Origin of the sequence: Deefgea tanakiae, assembly GCF_019665765.1 — a bacterium.
GTDB classification, from domain to species: domain Bacteria; phylum Pseudomonadota; class Gammaproteobacteria; order Burkholderiales; family Chitinibacteraceae; genus Deefgea; species Deefgea tanakiae.
In genome coordinates, this window is sequence record NZ_CP081150.1 from 2,400,519 (window position 1) to 2,418,023 (window position 17,505).

12 protein-coding genes are annotated in these 17,505 nt (G+C 47.6%); 6 read left to right on the plus strand and 6 right to left on the minus strand.

The window, feature by feature from the left end:
• Nucleotides 1-14: 14 nt before the first annotated feature.
• The 6 genes from K4H28_RS11140 to edd all read right to left on the minus strand — a co-directional run bounded on the left by K4H28_RS11140 (nt 15) and on the right by edd (nt 7,792).
• Nucleotides 15-1,106, minus strand: a complete 1,092-nt coding sequence (locus K4H28_RS11140; RefSeq protein WP_221005271.1) for a porin — start codon at nt 1,104-1,106, stop codon at nt 15-17.
• 254 nt (nt 1,107-1,360) lie between these two features.
• Nucleotides 1,361-2,407, minus strand: coding sequence for a porin (locus tag K4H28_RS11145; RefSeq protein ID WP_221005272.1), 1,047 nt, complete (start codon nt 2,405-2,407; stop codon nt 1,361-1,363).
• 244 nt (nt 2,408-2,651) lie between these two features.
• Complete coding sequence (locus K4H28_RS11150; RefSeq protein WP_221005273.1) at nt 2,652-3,761, minus strand: porin; 1,110 nt, start codon at nt 3,759-3,761, stop codon at nt 2,652-2,654.
• A gap of 235 nt (nt 3,762-3,996) precedes the next feature.
• Nucleotides 3,997-5,001 carry a type I glyceraldehyde-3-phosphate dehydrogenase gene (gap, locus tag K4H28_RS11155; protein ID WP_221005274.1) on the minus strand — a complete coding sequence of 335 codons (1,005 nt, stop codon included), beginning with the start codon at nt 4,999-5,001 and terminating at the stop codon, nt 3,997-3,999.
• Between the two features lie 224 nt (nt 5,002-5,225).
• Nucleotides 5,226-5,849 carry a bifunctional 4-hydroxy-2-oxoglutarate aldolase/2-dehydro-3-deoxy-phosphogluconate aldolase gene (eda, locus tag K4H28_RS11160; protein ID WP_373312745.1) on the minus strand — a complete coding sequence of 208 codons (624 nt, stop codon included), beginning with the start codon at nt 5,847-5,849 and terminating at the stop codon, nt 5,226-5,228.
• Nucleotides 5,850-5,968: 119 nt separating this feature from the next.
• Entirely contained in the window at nt 5,969-7,792 is a 1,824-nt protein-coding gene (gene edd, locus K4H28_RS11165) for a phosphogluconate dehydratase (protein ID WP_221005276.1), read from the minus strand.
• 305 nt (nt 7,793-8,097) lie between these two features.
• On the opposite strand from edd, the gene zwf reads away from it, so the two are divergent.
• The 6 genes from zwf (at nt 8,098) to aceF (ending at nt 17,486) form a co-directional block, all read left to right on the plus strand.
• A complete protein-coding gene (gene zwf, locus K4H28_RS11170; RefSeq protein WP_221005277.1) occupies nt 8,098-9,546 on the plus strand; it encodes a glucose-6-phosphate dehydrogenase in 1,449 nt (482 codons plus the stop codon).
• 99 nt (nt 9,547-9,645) lie between these two features.
• Nucleotides 9,646-10,344, plus strand: a complete 699-nt coding sequence (gene pgl / locus K4H28_RS11175; RefSeq protein WP_221005278.1) for a 6-phosphogluconolactonase — start codon at nt 9,646-9,648, stop codon at nt 10,342-10,344.
• 87 nt (nt 10,345-10,431) lie between these two features.
• Nucleotides 10,432-11,277 (plus strand): SIS domain-containing protein, encoded by an 846-nt coding sequence (locus tag K4H28_RS11180; RefSeq protein WP_221005279.1) that lies wholly within the window; start codon nt 10,432-10,434, stop codon nt 11,275-11,277.
• Between the two features lie 58 nt (nt 11,278-11,335).
• The gene (pgi, locus tag K4H28_RS11185) at nt 11,336-12,982 is read left to right on the plus strand and encodes a glucose-6-phosphate isomerase (RefSeq protein ID WP_221008030.1); all 1,647 of its coding nucleotides are present in this window, start codon (nt 11,336-11,338) and stop codon (nt 12,980-12,982) included.
• Nucleotides 12,983-13,077: 95 nt separating this feature from the next.
• Nucleotides 13,078-15,738 carry a pyruvate dehydrogenase (acetyl-transferring), homodimeric type gene (gene aceE / locus K4H28_RS11190; protein WP_221005280.1) on the plus strand — a complete coding sequence of 887 codons (2,661 nt, stop codon included), beginning with the start codon at nt 13,078-13,080 and terminating at the stop codon, nt 15,736-15,738.
• Between the two features lie 104 nt (nt 15,739-15,842).
• Complete coding sequence (gene aceF, locus K4H28_RS11195) at nt 15,843-17,486, plus strand: dihydrolipoyllysine-residue acetyltransferase (protein ID WP_221005281.1); 1,644 nt, start codon at nt 15,843-15,845, stop codon at nt 17,484-17,486.
• Nucleotides 17,487-17,505: the final 19 nt, after the last annotated feature.

The window sequence follows — 17,505 nt, forward strand, 5'->3', positions numbered from 1 at the left end:
CGTTACGGAACAAATTAGAAATCAGTACGCACACCGACTGACAATATATCTGCACTTTGACCATTATTTACACTAAAGCCCGACTCTGTAACAAAGCTTGCGTTTTTGTCATTATCCAGCATTGTGTAAGTCGCATAAATACGTGATTTCTTAGACAAATTGTAGGTTGCGCCAAAAGAAATTTGCTCGCCACCAGAATCAGCTAACGTATCCACATCATTAACTGTAACGTAAGTTGCTAGGAAATTGAATTTATCGAACTTATATGATGCAGCAATTGCATATGAATCTTGATCACGTGCTTTTTTTCCATCATCACGTGTTACATTTTCATATGTAAGACCTAGACCAAAGTCCATATATTTGGCATTAGCGCCAACCATAAAGCCACTTACACTTGAACCATCGCTTGTACCTTTAAGCGTGATTTTTGATGACTTATAATCAGATGATTGGTCCATTGACATCGAATATACGGCACCAATGTTAAACATTTTGTCACTCCAAGAGCCACCAATCTGGTAGGTTGAAGCATCAAACTTATCTGTTTTTTCGCCAATAGTATAAGAACCATGCGCATTAAAACCACTAAAATTAGGGGTTTCATAGTAAATCACTGATGCATCACGATTACCCAAACGACGGAGCATTTGTGAAGAGCCCATATAGCTTGACGAGTCGTTTATATTACCATCAAGAGTCGGTGACATATTCTTATAAATATTCTTATATGCATTATCCATTTTACCAAAGCGAGCAAAACCGAAGTCACCTTTGTAGCCAACATAAGTGTCGCGTGAGCCCCAAACAGCGCTGCTTGCTTTAGCGTAAGGATCACCAACATAAAAACGATTTTCTAACACCCAAACCAACTCGCCACCAAAATCTAGTTTGTCTTTGCCTGCCACACGGATACGAGAACCTTGGTCTGCAATATTGAACTGGTTAGTCCCAGATTTTACGCCAGTCGCACCAGCTTTCACGCCAACTTGGTCTGGACTAATGTATTCAAATGCAGTGCGAACGCTACCGCTGATAGTGACTTCAGCGTTAACAAATGATGATGTCATTGCTGCAGCAACTGACAAAGCTAGAATTTTGTACATGAATTTAAACTCTTAAAAAAATTAAAATATAGTTTGTAGCGAAATAAATAATCTGTTCAGTAAAATTAACAGACTATTATTTTACATGTGGCAATATTAACACTTAGACATTTCAAAGAGATGACAAAACCCAAATTGTCTTTTAAAAATGCGCTTTTTTTACCACAAATCATATTTAAAAATTTTCAAACTCACGCAAAAAAGGCAGCCAAAGCTGCCTTTTTCATCTAACTAATGATTATTAAATCACTAGATTAGAAACCAGTCCAAGTACCTACTAAGATACGAGTAGCATTGTCTTGGTTACCCGCTTTACCATCAGCATTTTGCCAGATAGCTGCATTTTTGTCCCAGTCGTTGCCAACCATGTTGTGACGGATTTGCAAGAATGCGCCAGTGTTTTTAGACAAAGAGTAATCCCATTGGAAGCCAATAGTTTCGAAGTCGTTGTCGTTTTGTACTTGGCCGTCTTTCTTAGCAGTTTGCAACATGTAACCAAGGCTCAAAGCGTTTTTGCCAAAGCCGTAAGTACCGCTTAGCAAGTAACCCATTTGGTCAGCTTCAACACCTTTGTTTGTTTCAGTAGTTACATTACGTACAGCAGCACGGATCGCTACATCAGCAATAGAACCACGAGCACCAACTACCCAGTTTGAGTAGCTCGCACCTTTATCTGTAGTAACGCCATTTGGCTTGCCTGCAGTTGGACCACCAGCCCAATCACGGCCAGCTGTTTGTGGCATACCATCTTCAACTGCGAAGTAGCCCATATCCAAATTAACTGGACCAATAGCGCCTTGCAATGTTACTTCGTATGCAGTAGCTGAATCGCTGTTACCGCCACCGAAGTCATAAGCAGCTGTCAAGTTGAAGCCACCGAATGATGGAGAAGCGTAGCTAATACCTTGGCCGAAACCAGTATTAGGAACTTCACCCATAGTGCCTGAGAAGCCTTTAGAGCCATATGGCCAGTCTTGGATCAGGTAAGTGTTAGACCATTGGTTACCGAACTTCAAAGTACCCCAGTCGCCACCGTAAGCAACCCAAGCTTCACGGATACCGAACGCATCAAAACGATCAGGAGTTGCAACTTTTTGAGCAAGACGCCAAGACAAAGTGCTGCCGTTGTCTAGTTTGTCTTTACCATCAACGTTTACAACGATTGCAATTTCTTGCAACATTTTACCGCCACCATCAGTGGTGTTGTTTGTACGGTAAAACAAGTCCATCTCAACTGAACCGTTGATTGAAACTTCAGCAAAAGCTGGAGCAGATACAGCAGCAGCTACAGCTGCAGCCAATAGAACGCGCTTGAACATTTATTATTCTCCAAAGATACGAGAGTTAAGTTAAAACCACCGTAACAGCAGGCCACAACCTGAACAATTGCCGCCACTGCTTTACAAACTCGAGAATACGCACTTTTAGTAACTCAAGCAAAGGCAAGACACTTGCGCACAACAAACTGTATCTCACGCGCAACAAAAAACGGCACATCACTGTGCCGTTTGAGTACAAAGCCTTTGTTTACAAAAAGCTAAAGGATTAGAACCCCGTCCAAGTACCCACCAAGATGCGCGTTGCAGTATCTTTACCACCATTCGCCGCGCCGTCCAACTGCCATGCACCGTGCATCACGCTAGTCTTATTCGCATTGTCCATCATATGGTGACGGGCCTGGACAAATGCACTGGTATTTTTAGACAATGCATAGTTGTATTGAGCGTTGATCACGTCCATGCCATCATTTGCAGTTACGCCATCTGTTTCACTATCAGCAACACGTTGGTAACCCAAATTGAAGTTATGCTTACCTGTTGTATAGCCAGCACGAACCAAGTATTGGTCTACTGTTGTTTTACCAGTACCTGCATGAATAGCATTATCAACATCGCCAGTCCATTCATTGCGTTTCATACTTGCCGCAACATTAAAGCCATTATCGAAGCTGTAGATTGCGCCAATGTTATATGCACGTGCTTTATTATCGCCAACATTGCTAGTGCCGCCGGAGAAGTCACCTGAGGTACCCCATGCGCTACCACCAAATACATATGCCTCAGAAGACATGGTTGCGCTATTTTTTGACTCAGAGTAGCCTGCATCCAAGCGCAAGCCACCTACGGCGTAATTTGCTGTGATTTCATAGGCATTAGCATCTGAATTACCAGACCCTAAATCATATTGAGCTTGGAAAGAGAACCCACCAAAGTTTGGCGAGAAGTAGCTAACCGCATTTGCGTATTGAACGTTATGTGCACCAAAGTCAGCCCATACGTTACCTTGTCCCTGAGCACCGTACGGCCAATCTAGTGTCAAATATTGATTCGAGAATTGGTTACCGAAACGAGCCTCACCCCAGCCGCCTTCATAACCGATCCATGCTTCGCGTTGACCAAAAGAATCATAACGACTTGGTGTTGCGACTTTCTGCGCCAAGCGCCATTTCAACGTATCACCGCTATCGAGTTTGTCTTTACCATCGATATTCACAATGATCGCGATTTCTTGACCAAACGCGCCATCACCGTTAGAGGCTTGATTTGTACGGTAGAAAAAATCCATTTCTGCAGAACCGCTGATTGCCACTTCTGCCATAGCAGGGGCGGCAAAAGCAGTTGCAAGTAAACTAACCATTAAGATACGTTTGAACATATTTAAATACTCCAGATTGAACAGAGAAAACCCAAGAACCCTAGGGCATGTGACGCATTATCCAGACTCAGTAGGATGCGCTCTGTGCAAAATGACGCTTCATCAGAATGTAAAACTACACCCATTTGCAACTTAAAACCCTGCTCGTCATATCTAGTTCGGTTGTAACATCAGCAACAAAAAAGCCAGTCGAAAATTTCGACTGGCTTCCCATTAAAAACTGCGCAACTAAATTTTATTTAGCAGCCATTACTCGAACCATTTCCAGTACTTTGCTTGAATAGCCCCATTCGTTATCGTACCAAGATACCAACTTAACGAAAGTCCCATCCAAAGCAATACCGGCACCTGCATCAAACACTGATGTGCAAGACTCGCCACGGAAGTCCGTTGAAACGACTTTCTCGGTGGTGTAGCCCAAAACGCCCTTCATTGCGCCTTCAGACGCCGCTTTCAATGTCGCGCAGATTTGCTCATAAGTTGCTTCTTTTTCTAGCTCAACCGTCAAGTCAACCACGGAAACATCAGAAGTTGGCACACGGAATGCCATACCAGTGAGTTTGCCTTTGATTTCTGGAATCACCACGCCAACGGCTTTTGCTGCGCCCGTTGATGAAGGAATGATGTTTTCCAAAATACCACGACCACCGCGCCAATCTTTGTTTGATGGACCATCTACCGTTTTTTGCGTTGCGGTTGCAGCATGAACAGTCGTCATCAAGCCACGCTTGATACCGAAGTTATCATTGATCACTTTAGCCAATGGCGCCAAGCAATTCGTTGTGCATGATGCATTAGAAATAATCGCTTGACCCGCGTACGTGTCATTGTTTACGCCATAAACAAACATTGGCGTGTCGTCTTTTGACGGCGCAGACATGATGACTTTCTTCGCACCAGCAGCCAAATGCGCTTCGCACGTTTCTTTCGTCAAGAACAAGCCAGTTGCTTCAACGATGACATCAGCACCCACTTCATCCCACTTTAATTCTGCAGGGTTTTTAACGGCACTAAGGCGGATCGTTTTGCCATTCACAACCAAATGGCCGTCAACAACCGCAACTTCACCTTTGAATTTACCGTGTACTGAATCATGTTTTAGCATGTACGCGAGGTATTCAGGCTCAAGCAAATCATTGATACCAACGATTTCAACATCATCAGCAAAGTTATAAACAGCAGCGCGGAATACCATGCGGCCAATACGGCCAAAACCATTGATACCAACTTTAATAGTCATGAATCATCTCCAGAGAATGGGAAAATCGAATAAATCGGGACGGTTAAGCATGCACTATGTAGCGCACTCTTGCCTTTGCGCCACGACAAACACCGCGCAAAAATTCTATCAAGAGCAAGACAAACAGGTATTAATTACAATTGCCGTAACAATCTATACGGGCTCACCATAGACAGCAAGCCCAACATCGCCGGCGGTCAATGACCCACGGCGACCTGACAATGTTATGGACGCAATGCAGCAGCTTCACGTGCTAAAGCGGTGATACCAGCCCAATCGCCAGCGGCAACCATCTCTTTTGGCGCTAACCAAGAGCCACCAACACAGCCCACGTTTGGCAATGCCAACAATTTTGGCGCCGACTCCAAGCTCACGCCACCCGTTGGGCAGAATAAAATTTGTGGCAATGGGCCGCCAAGCGCTTTCAGCATGGCCAAGCTACCAGCTTGCTCTGCAGGGAACAACTTCATTGCATCAAAGCCTTCTTCCAATGCCGCAATCGCTTCTGATGGCGTCATCACGCCTGGCAGCAATTGAATACCACATTCACGCGCAGCTGCAGCGAGTTTTGGGGTCAAGCCAGGAGTAACTGCAAATACCGCACCAGCATCTTTCGCTTGTTGGAATTGCTCTGGACGAACCACGGTACCGACACCAACGATCGCGCCTGGCACATTATCAGCAATGGCTTTAACTGCAGCTAAGGCAGCTTCAGTGCGCAAAGTCACTTCCAATACTCGGATACCACCTTCTACCAAAGCTTGCGCCAAAGGCACAGCGTGTTCCACTTTTTCAATGACCAAAACTGGCATCACCGAGCAAGAGCGCATAATGTCGCGAATTTGCATGTTCAACTCTTCCATTTTCGTTATAAAAATAAGCCACTCAAATAAATGACCCAGTAAAAAAAATTAGGTATAGCCACCTAGCCATTGTTATTAAATAGCTAGGTGGCCATACCCTTAAATCAATGTGCCAAACCCATACTCACAGCGCCTTCTTCGGCGCCGGTCGCATTTTGACGGAATGTAGTAAACAATTCGCGCCCCATGCCAAAACCATTTTTAGACATATCAGCCGTCACCACTTCACGAGCAGCCCAAACTGCTTCATCTACTTGCGCGACCAGCTCACCTGTCTCTGCGTTCAGCAAAATCATATCGCCAGTGCGAACTTTACCCAAGGCACCGCCCGATACAACTTCAGGCGTAATATGAATTGCTGCAGGCACTTTACCCGACGCGCCCGACATACGGCCATCGGTAACCAGCGCAACTTTGAAGCCGCGATCTTGCAATACGCCCAATGGCGGCGTGAGTTTATGTAACTCTGGCATGCCGTTAGCACGCGGGCCTTGGAAACGCACCACGGCGATAAAGTCTCGCTCAAGTTCGCCGCGTTTAAACGCTGCAATCACATCTTCTTGATCATCAAACACAATCGCTGGGGCATTCACGACACGGAACTCAGGCGCGACGGCCGAAGTTTTAATCACCGCACGACCCAAATTACCTTGCAGCAATTTGGTGCCACCATCAGCTTGGAATGGTTTTGCAACGGTACTCAATACTGTTGTGTCACCCGCAACCGTTGGCGCATCACGCCAAACCACAGCACCATTATCCAAGAATGGTTCTTGCGCATAATGACGTAAACCAAACCCTGCAGCAGTCCATACATCGTTATGCAATAGACCCGCATCCAGCAATTCACGAATCACGTAGCCCATGCCGCCCGCTGCATGGAAGTGATTCACATCCGCAGCGCCGTTTGGATAGACTTTGGCCAACAATGGAATCACTGCAGACAAATCACTAAAGTCTGACCAATCAATAATTACGCCAGCGGCGCGTGCAATTGCGATCAAGTGAATCGTGTGATTAGTTGAACCGCCAGTAGCGAGCAAACCGATGATGCCGTTGATAATCGCTTTTTCATCGATCACTTTACCTACTGGAATAAATTCATTACCCAAAGAGGTGATTTGAGCTGCGCGCTTGGTCGCAGCCACTGTCAGTGCATCACGCAATGGCGTACCTGGATTAACAAATGCGGCGCCTGGCAAATGCAGACCCATGATTTCCATCAGCATTTGATTTGAATTGGCAGTACCAAAGAAAGTACAAGTACCTGGACCGTGATAAGAGCCCTCTTCTGATGCCAACAAGGCATCGCGACCTACTTTGCCCTCGGCAAACAATTGGCGCGTTACATTTTTTTCTTTATTAGAAATGCCGGTGGTCATCGGACCAGCAGGTACAAAAATTGTTGGCAAGTGGCCAAATTGCAAAGCGCCAATCAAAAGACCAGGAACGATCTTGTCACAAACACCTAAACACAGCGTTGCATCGAACATATTGTGCGATAAAGCCACCGCAGTTGACATCGCAATCACATCACGGCTAAACAAAGACAATTCCATGCCAGCCTGACCTTGGGTCACACCATCGCACATTGCAGGCACACCGCCAGCGAACTGCGCAGTGGCACCGACTTCATGGGCGGCTCTTTTAATAATGGCTGGGAACGTCTCAAAAGGTTGGTGTGCCGATAGCATTTCATTGTATGACGACACAATCGCGATATTGGCTGATTTCATTTCGCGCAACATGATTTTATCGGTCGTCGGCATTGCTGCCCAAGCATGCGCCTGATTGGTACAGGCCAAACCTTTACGAACAGGCTCTTTTTTTGCTGCTTCTTCCAAACGCGCCAAATAACGACCGCGTGAATCTTTACTGCGCTCAATAACACGTTGTGTTACTTCAGCCAGACGTGGATGCAATGTCATACGAAACTCCAAATAATCTGGGGGCGATACCCCAGCAAAAATGCACGGAAATTAAGCGTAGTTTTACTACAATCAACGCCGTAGAGCAACCCAAAAAGTACATTGTCACTTTGCGCTGCAATGCAACATTGGCGTTTAGGACCATGGACTTGCTGCTCTTTACGAACAAAAAACACATGGTAGAATTAACAAATAACAAATTCGTTTGCACCGCCATTTATGCATGTAGTAAGATTACAAAGCTTACTTGTCTGCACGCACAATTTAGGTGCACATCAAACCTCAACTGGGAAGGATTTTCGGCAATGACTCCGATCGACGCTTTCGACATGGTATTTTTTGGCGGCACTGGTGACTTGGCCCTGCGCAAGCTATTACCAGCACTTTACCACCAACACCAAGATGGCAACCTTCCAGAGGATGGTCGCATCATCTGCTTAGGCCGCAGCCCTTCAGACACAACAAGCTACGTCGCGAAAGCACAAAGCAAAGCACGCGAATTCTTAGGCAAGCATTATAACGAAGCCGACTGGGCTGTGTTCGCCTCACGCATTGAATATTTCAAAGTTGATGCAAATACCTTGAGTGATTTTGTTGTTTTAGCAGAAGCACTCAATAAATTCCCTACTCGCAATCGCGTATTTTATCTCTCGACTGCGCCTGATTTTTTTGCTCCGATTGCAAAAAACCTAGCTGAAGTCGGCCTAAACAAAGGCAACGCCCGCGTTGTTCTCGAAAAACCCCTCGGCCACGACCTTGACTCATCAAATAAAATTAATGATGAAGTGGGCGAATACTTCACCGAACAGCAAATTTATCGGATTGATCACTATCTCGGCAAAGAGCCTGTGCTCAATTTAATTGCCCTGCGCTTTGCCAATACCTTGCTTGAGCCTCTCTGGCGCCGTGAATGGATTCGTGACGTACAAATCACCGTGACTGAACAAGTCGGCGTTGAAACTCGCGCAGACTTTTACGACAAAACAGGCGCTTTGCGCGATATGGTACAAAACCATCTCTTGCAATTGCTCACTATCGTGGCAATGGAACCGCCAGCCTCAATCGACGCTGATGCAGTACGTGATGAAAAACTCAAAGTATTGCGCGCACTGAAACCGCTCACGCCAGAAACAGTGCATAGTAAAGTCGTGCGCGGTCAATATCGTGCCGGTGCAGTCGGTGGCAAAGCAGTTCCTGGTTACCAAGATGAACCAGGTGTTCCGGCTGGCTCAAAAGCAGAAACATTTGTGGCTCTAAAAGCTGAAATCGAAACTTGGCGTTGGGCGGGTGTGCCATTCTTCTTGCGTACCGGCAAACGCCTACAAGAACGCCTTGCTGAAATCGTGATTAATTTCCGTGAAGCACCGACTTCAATTTTCGGCAAAAATACGCAACCGAACCGTCTAGTGATTCAATTACAACCTGCTGAGTCAGTTCGCCTCTACATGCTTGCGAAAGAACCAGGTCGTGAACGCTTGCGTGAAGTGTATTTGGATTTGGATTTCAAAGAAGCTTTTAGTACCCGCAGCCCAGAAGCTTATGAGCGCCTATTAATGGATGTCATCAAAGGTGATCTATCGCTGTTCGTACGTCGCGACGAACAACGTGCGGCTTGGCGTTGGGTTGAGCCAATTATCGATAGCTGGGAAAACAGCAACGAAGGCCCTAAAACCTACTCTGCTGGCACTTGGGGCCCTGCGGCCTCTTCTGCACTATTGTCTCGCGACGGAATGTGTTGGCACGAAGAGGCGTAAGCCTTTAATCAGTTTCCCGAATTACGCCAAGCCGTGGCAAAATTCGGGAAACTCCGAATTGCACAGCAAATATTGTATTGAATCTCTGGAGAATCCTGAATGTCCCTGCAATGGCATGAGTTCGCAAACAAAGACGAGCTCGACCTTAACCTCGCCCACTCTATTGCTGAGCAATTAAAACAAGCAATCGCAGAGCGCGGTACCGCCAGCCTGGCCGTTTCCGGTGGTCGCACACCAGCAGGGATGTTTAAGGCTTTGCGTACTAGTCCTATCGACTGGGCAAAAGTAAACATCACCTTAGTCGATGAACGTTGGGTTCCCAATGACCATGCAGACAGCAACGAGCGCTTGACTCGCGAGAACTTACTGCAAGAAAACGCAGCTGCGGCCAACTTTATTTCTATGGTCAACGAATCTGCAACACCACACGAAGGCTTAGCAGGTATTGAATTACAGCTTAATGTAATCAAATGGCCTATCGACATACTGATCCTTGGCATGGGTGATGACGGCCATACCGCCTCACTATTTCCAAATGCAATCGAGCTTGAGGCTGCATGCGCTTCGACCAATTTAGTCGCAGCGGTAACGCCTCCTGCTGCGCCTCATCAACGAATCACCCTCACTTTACCGACGATTGCACAAGCTAGAAACGTACTGGTGCACATTACCGGCACCGGTAAAAAAGAATTGCTCAATACAGCAATGCAAGAACAAAAAGCCATCACCGATCTCTACCCAATTCGCCGCGTACTCGACCAAGTTAAGAGCACCGCACAGGTTTATTGGACTGCCTAAGTGATTTCAACCTTTTCCATTTTTTCTTCCAACGCCAAAGCAGCTTTTCTGCTTGGCGTTATTGCGTTTGATTGAGGGCGCCAAATCATGCTCGAACGAATCAAAGCAGTACTTGATACATTATCTAAATCTGAACGCAAGGTGGCCGATCTGGTATTGGCTCAGCCAAACCTCGTGGCCAATGCACCGATTGCACAAATTGCAGAGCTATCTGACGTTTCGCAACCGACTGTGATTCGCTTCTGCCGTTCACTCAATTGCTCTGGCCTGCAAGACTTTAAACTTCGCCTCACGCGTAGCTTGGTCTCGGGTGTGCCCTATGTGCACTCGATGGTCTCTGCAGATGACTCAGCGCATGATTTAGCCAAAAAGTTATTCGATAACAATATTTCTCATCTACTGCGCTGCCGCAATGAGCTCGATACCGATGTACTCGACAAAGCCATTCGTATTCTTTCCAGCACAGGAAAAATCGAGGTTTGGGGACAAGGTCAATCCGGTGCCGTCGCAATTGATGCGCAAAATAAATTTTTCCGTTTAGGCGTTCCGACTGTCGCCTATACCGACCCGCATATGCACGGCATGAGCGCATCGATGCTCAAACCGGGCGACGCGGTGATTGCCGTATCTAACTCTGGCCGCACGCTAGACATGCTGCGGTCAGTCGAAATCGCGCGTGATTCAGGCGCGGACGTCATTGGGATTACGCACTCCAAATCACCGATGGCTAAGCGCTGCAATATTTGTCTGTTTGCCGACACGATGGAAGATCCAGACCTATACACCCCGATGATTACCCGCATCGTGCATTTGGTGATTATCGACGTACTGGCCGTAGGGGTTGCACTCAAACGCGGCCCTGAGCTGATCGATCAGCTCGAGAAAATGAAACGCAATATGAAAGAAAAACGAGTCCGTGGACATGACCACTAAAAAACCACGTAGCAATAATAAGACAACACCAGTTTGCGATCAAAAAGGAACGATTCAGATGTCCAACCTCACCGCATCCCCTGCTTGGCAAGCGCTTGCCGAACATTTCAAAGAAATTTCACCACTGCAAATGCGGGATATGTTTGAGAATGACCCGCATCGCTTTGAACGATTTTCACTTGAGTCGGGCGGCTTGTTCTTTGATTACTCAAAGAATCGTATTAATGAAAAGACCGTCGCCTTGCTAATGGATTTGGCGCGCCAGTCAGGACTGTCTGAACGCATTGAAAAGATGTTTTCCGGTGAAAAAATCAACACCACCGAGAATCGTGCTGTTTTGCATACCGCTTTACGCAATCTCGATCGCAATCCCATCATGGTCGATGGCGAAGACGTGATGCCAAAAGTGAACGCTGTGAAAGAGCAAATCGGCAATTTCTCCGATAAAGTTCGCTCAGGCGAATGGCAAGGCTACACAGGCAAACCAATTACCGATGTAGTAAATATTGGTATTGGTGGCTCAGACCTAGGCCCACTGATGGTGTGCCAAGGCCTGAAAGAGTACGGTCACGCTCGGCTGACCATGCACTTTGTTTCAACTGTAGATGGCGATCAAATCGTTTCAACGCTGAAAAACCTCGATCCAGAAACAACACTGTTTATCGTTGCTTCAAAAACCTTCACGACCCAAGAAACGATTACCAATGCCCGCACTGCACGTAAATGGTTCTTATCAACAGCCATCGATGAAAAGCACATCGCCAAGCATTTTGTTGCTGTATCGACCAATAGCAAAGCCGTGGCCGAGTTTGGTATCGACATCAACAATATGTTTGAATTCTGGGATTGGGTCGGCGGTCGTTACAGCCTCTGGTCAGCAATTGGTCTACCGATTGCCATTTACTTGGGTAAACACAATTACCAAGATTTGTTGCATGGCGCGTACACCATGGATCAACACTTCCGTGGCAAACCACTCGAGCAAAACCTGCCGGTCATTATGGGCATGCTTGGCATTTGGTATGCGAACTTCTTTGAAGCGAGCACACACCTGATTTCTCCATACAACCAATGCTTATCCCGCTTCCCTGCATACTTGCAGCAGCTGGATATGGAATCAAATGGTAAGTCGGTCGATTTAGACGGCAATCGCGTTGATTATGCAACAGGCCCTGTCGTATGGGGTGATGCAGGTATTAACGGCCAGCACGCGTATTACCAGATGCTGCACCAAGGTACCCAGCTACTGCCTATCGATTTTATCTCCACCATCGAGCATCCAGATATTCCAGAGCCACACAGCACCATCTTGATGGCTAATGTGTTTGCGCAGACCGAAGCCTTTATGCGCGGCAAGAATGAAGCTGAAGTTCGCGCTGAACTCGATAAAGCCGGCATCGTCGGTGAGGCGCAAGAAAAACTCGCTCCACACAAGATTTTCAAGGGCAATCGCCCAACCAATACGATTCTGATGCAACGCCTGACGCCACGTCGTTTGGGTGCGCTTATTGCGCTGTACGAGCACAAAGTCTTCGTTCAAGGCACAGTTTGGAATGTCAACTCCTACGACCAGTGGGGCGTTGAGCTTGGCAAGCAACTAGCCAAAGCGATTGAAGCCGACCTCACTACACCGGGCTTGACCAATACGCACGACGCATCAACCAATGGTTTAATCAATTATTACAAGCGGAACACCCCGCGCTAAAGCCAAAAGGCGGTTACTCCCCGCCTTTTCATTAACTCAACATCCGACCTAAGCATCGGATGCGTAAAACACCACCACTCACAAGGTAGATACAAATGGCAGAGCAATTACATGACCATGATCCACAAGAAACTAAAGAATGGCGCGACGCCCTAGCTGGCGTCATCGAAGCCGAAGGTGCCGAACGTGCGCACTTTTTAGTTGAGCAACTCGTTGATCATGCTCGTCAGGATGGCGTGAACATTCCGTACACCGCCACCACCGCTTACATCAATACGATCCCTGCGCACTTGCAAGCTAAACACCCTGGCAATGCACATTTGGAAGAACGTATTTTGTCGTACACCCGCTGGAATGCAGCGGCAATGGTGGTGAAAGCCAATCGTTTTGATGGCGATTTGGGTGGTCACGTTTCATCGTTTGCCTCTGCTGCCACGTTGTACGATGTGGGTTGGAATCACTTCTGGCATGCAGCTGATGAAAATCACGGTGGTGACTTGGTGTACGTTCAAGGTCACTCTGCGCCGGGCGTGTATGCTCGTGCCTTCCTTGAGGGTCGCATCTCTGAAGATCAATTGAATAAATTCCGTCAAGAAGTCGACGGTGGTGGTTTGTCATCCTACCCACACCCATGGCTGATGCCTGATTTCTGGCAATTCCCAACCGTATCAATGGGTCTTGGCCCCTTGATGGCGATTTACCAAGCTCGCTTTATGAAATACCTCGACGACCGAGGCTTTACGCAAAAAGGCGATCGTCATGTTTGGTGCTTCTGCGGTGACGGTGAAATGGACGAGCCAGAATCACTTGGCGCGATTTCTCTTGCTGGACGTGAACATCTCGACAACCTCATTTTTGTCATCAACTGCAACTTGCAGCGCCTTGACGGCCCAGTACGTGGTAACGGCAAAATCATCCAAGAACTCGAAGGCGACTTCCGCGGTTCAGGCTGGAATGTCATTAAAGTCGTGTGGGGCACAGGCTGGGATGCCATCTTGGCGCAAGACAAAAAAGGCTTGCTACAAAAACGCATGATGGAAGTGGTTGACGGCGAATACCAAACCTACAAATCAAAAAATGGCGCGTACGTTCGTGAACATTTCTTCGGCGCATACCCAGAATTGCTCGATCTCGTTTCAGCAATGTCAGATGACGACATCTGGAAATTGACGCGTGGCGGCAATGACTTGTACAAAGTCTATGCAGGGTACAAAGCTGCCGTTGCACACAAAGGTCAACCGACACTGCTACTCGTGAAAACAGTGAAAGGCTTTGGCCTAGGAACTGCAGGCGAATCGCAAAACGTAGCACACAACACCAAGAAATTGGCCAACGATGATTTACTGCATCTACGCGACCGTTTCAATATTCCATTGACGGATGAGCAAGCAACCAACTGCACGTTCTACAAACCGGCAGCTGATTCGCCTGAGTTGAAATACATGCACGAGCGTCGTGCAGCATTGGGTGGCTACTTGCCAAGCCGTAATCCAGTCGATGAGCCATTGACTGTACCTGGTCTTGACCTTTTCAAAGCTTTGCTCGATAGCTCGGGCGAACGCGAAATGTCAACGACAATGGCATTCGTTCGTATCTTGACAGCGCTCGCCAAAGACAAAGCCATCGGCAACCGCATCGTACCGATTGTGCCGGATGAATCACGCACCTTTGGTATGGAAGGCTTGTTCCGTCAGCTCGGTATTTGGTCGCACGTGGGTCAATTGTACGAGCCACAAGATGCTGACCAATTGATGTTCTACAAAGAGTCTAAAACTGGTCAAATCTTGCAAGAAGGCATCAACGAAGCGGGTGCGATGTCGGACTGGATCGCTGCTGCAACATCGTACGCCAACCACGGCGTAACGATGATTCCGTTCTACATCTACTACTCAATGTTTGGTTTCCAACGTATTGGTGACTTGGCTTGGGCGGCTGGCGACTTGCGCGCTCGTGGTTTCTTGATCGGCGGTACTGCGGGTCGCACGACATTGAACGGCGAAGGCTTGCAACATCAAGATGGCCACGGCCACTTGTTTGCTGAGTTCATCCCAAGCTGCGTTTCGTACGATCCAACGTTTGCCTATGAATTGGCTGTGATCGTCCAAGACGGTATGCGCCGTATGTTCCAAGACCAAGAGAACATCTATTACTACCTATCAGTAATGAACGAAAACTACACCCAGCCGGCAATGCCAGCAGGTGCAGAAGCCGGCATTCTGAAAGGCATGTACATGTTCCAAGAAGGCCCAAAAGACGCGAAACTGAAAGTGCAATTGATGGGTTCGGGTACGATTTTCCGCGAAGTGATTAAAGCGGCTGAATTGCTCAAAGCTGATTTCGGTATTGAGTCTGATATCTGGGCTTGCCCAAGCTTTAACGAATTGCGCCGCGATGGCATGGCTGCTGAGCGTCATAATTTGCTCAACCCAATGGGCGAAGCAGCGGTGCCGTACGTGACTCAATGCTTGGCTGGCCGTCAAGGTCCAGTGATCGCTGCAACCGATTACAAACGCGCGTTTGCCGATCAAGTTCGTGAATACGTGCCAGGTCGTTACGTTGTGCTTGGTTGCGATGGTTTCGGTCGCTCTGATTCACGCAAACAATTGCGTAAATTCTTTGAAGTCGACAGCTTCTACGTTGCTGTTGCCGCAATTAAAGCCTTGGCTGACGAAGGCAAAATCGGTAAAGAGAAAGTGCTTGAAGCCATGGAAAAATATGGTATCAACCCAGCGAAACCGGCCCCTTGGACAGTGTAATTGAGTGAGGTGCTCTTTTAGGGTATAGCCCGCTAAACAAAGAGTACTGATAGGGTGAGGGCAATACCTCACCCCTTCCCTCTCACCCATCATAGGATTTGATAATGAGCAATTTAATTGAAGTGACCATTCCCGATATCGGCGGCCACGCTGGTGTTGATGTAATCGAAGTGTTTGTCAAAGTCGGCGACACTATCGAAAAAGAACAATCATTGATCGCGCTTGAAACCGATAAAGCCACAATGGAAGTACCAGCGACGCACGCCGGTGTGATTAAAGAAATGAAAATCAAAGTCGGTGACAAAGCCTCTGAAGGCGATGTGGTGTTGTTGCTTGAATTGGGCGAAGTTGCTGCTGCAACCGCACCAGTTGCTGCGCCAGCGCCAGCCGTTGCAGCGGCACCAGCAACCGTTGCGAGTGCACCTGCTGCGCCTGCAACGAGCGGTGGCTTGATTGAAGTGAAAGTACCGGACATCGGCGGCCACGCTGGCGTAGACGTGATTGAAGTGTTCGTTAAAGTTGGCGATGTGATCGAGAAAGAGCAATCACTGATTGCTCTGGAAACTGACAAAGCGACGATGGAAGTGCCTTCAACTCACGCAGGTACTGTCAAAGAAATCAAAATCCAAGTTGGCGGCAAAGCCTCTGAAGGCGATGTGGTGTTGTTGCTCGAAGTTGCAGGTGCGGCGGCAGTTAGCGCTCCTGTTGCTGCTCCAGCTCCTGCACCAATTGCTGCTGCGCCAGTCGTTGCGGCACCTGCTGCAGTTGCTGCGCCTGTAGCAACGACTTCTGCTCCAGCTAAAGTCGACGAAGCTAACTTCAGCAAAGCCCATGCCTCTCCATCAGTGCGTAAATTCGCTCGTGAACTCGGCGTAGACTTGATCAAAGTAAGCGGCAAAGGTCCAAAAGGCCGCATTTTGCATGAAGACGTGCAAAGCTTTGTTAAATCAGTGATGACCAGCGCGGTGGCCTCATCATTGGCGGCACCTACTGCTGGCGCATCACTCGGTGGTGGCATTGATTTGTTGCCATGGCCAAAAGTGGACTTCGCCAAGTTCGGCCCAATCGAAAGTAAACCGCTGTCAAAAATCAAAAAGATTTCTGGCGCGAACTTGCATCGCAACTGGGTAGTGATCCCACACGTAACGTTTAACGACGAGTGCGATATCACTGAACTGGAAGACTTCCGTAAAACCATCGGTAAAGAATGGGAAAAAAGTGGCCTGAAATTATCACCACTCGCTTTCATCATCAAAGCCGCTGCCGAAGCACTCAAAGCCTTCCCAGAAATGAATTCATCGCTCGACGGCGACAATCTGATTCTGAAGCAGTATTACAACATCGGTTTTGCCGCTGATACGCCAAACGGTTTGGTTGTTCCAGTGATCAAGAACGTTGACCAAAAAGGCCTCAAACAAATCACCAAAGAGTTGACCGAATTGTCAGCCTTGGCGCGTGATGGCAAGCTCAAACCAACCGATATGCAAGGTGCAACCTTCACGATTTCTAGCTTGGGCGGTATTGGCGGCACGGGCTTTACGCCTATCGTGAATGCACCTGAAGTCGCCATCTTGGGCGTGTGCAAATCGCAAATCAAACCAGTTTGGAATGGCAAAGAATTCGCGCCACGCCTGATGTGCCCATTGTCGCTGTCATTCGATCACCGCGTGATCGACGGCGCGCAAGCAGGTCGCTTCACCGTGTATTTGGGTAAATTGTTGTCCGACGTTCGTCGTTTAGTTCTGTAAGGGTGCCTATAAGGGTATT

What these genes read in the sequence shown, in the direction of transcription:
- gap (WP_221005274.1), bottom strand. Translation starts at nt 5,001, where the DNA reads ATGACTATTAAAGTTGGTATCAATGGTTTTGGCCGTATTGGCCGCATG.
- pgl (WP_221005278.1), top strand. Translation starts at nt 9,646, where the DNA reads ATGTCCCTGCAATGGCATGAGTTCGCAAACAAAGACGAGCTCGACCTT.
- edd (WP_221005276.1), bottom strand. Translation starts at nt 7,792, where the DNA reads ATGACATTGCATCCACGTCTGGCTGAAGTAACACAACGTGTTATTGAG.
- K4H28_RS11150 (WP_221005273.1), bottom strand. Translation starts at nt 3,761, where the DNA reads ATGTTCAAACGTATCTTAATGGTTAGTTTACTTGCAACTGCTTTTGCC.
- zwf (WP_221005277.1), top strand. Translation starts at nt 8,098, where the DNA reads ATGACTCCGATCGACGCTTTCGACATGGTATTTTTTGGCGGCACTGGT.
- aceE (WP_221005280.1), top strand. Translation starts at nt 13,078, where the DNA reads ATGGCAGAGCAATTACATGACCATGATCCACAAGAAACTAAAGAATGG.
- K4H28_RS11140 (WP_221005271.1), bottom strand. Translation starts at nt 1,106, where the DNA reads ATGTACAAAATTCTAGCTTTGTCAGTTGCTGCAGCAATGACATCATCA.
- aceF (WP_221005281.1), top strand. Translation starts at nt 15,843, where the DNA reads ATGAGCAATTTAATTGAAGTGACCATTCCCGATATCGGCGGCCACGCT.
- K4H28_RS11180 (WP_221005279.1), top strand. Translation starts at nt 10,432, where the DNA reads ATGCTCGAACGAATCAAAGCAGTACTTGATACATTATCTAAATCTGAA.
- pgi (WP_221008030.1), top strand. Translation starts at nt 11,336, where the DNA reads ATGTCCAACCTCACCGCATCCCCTGCTTGGCAAGCGCTTGCCGAACAT.
- eda (WP_373312745.1), bottom strand. Translation starts at nt 5,849, where the DNA reads ATGCAAATTCGCGACATTATGCGCTCTTGCTCGGTGATGCCAGTTTTG.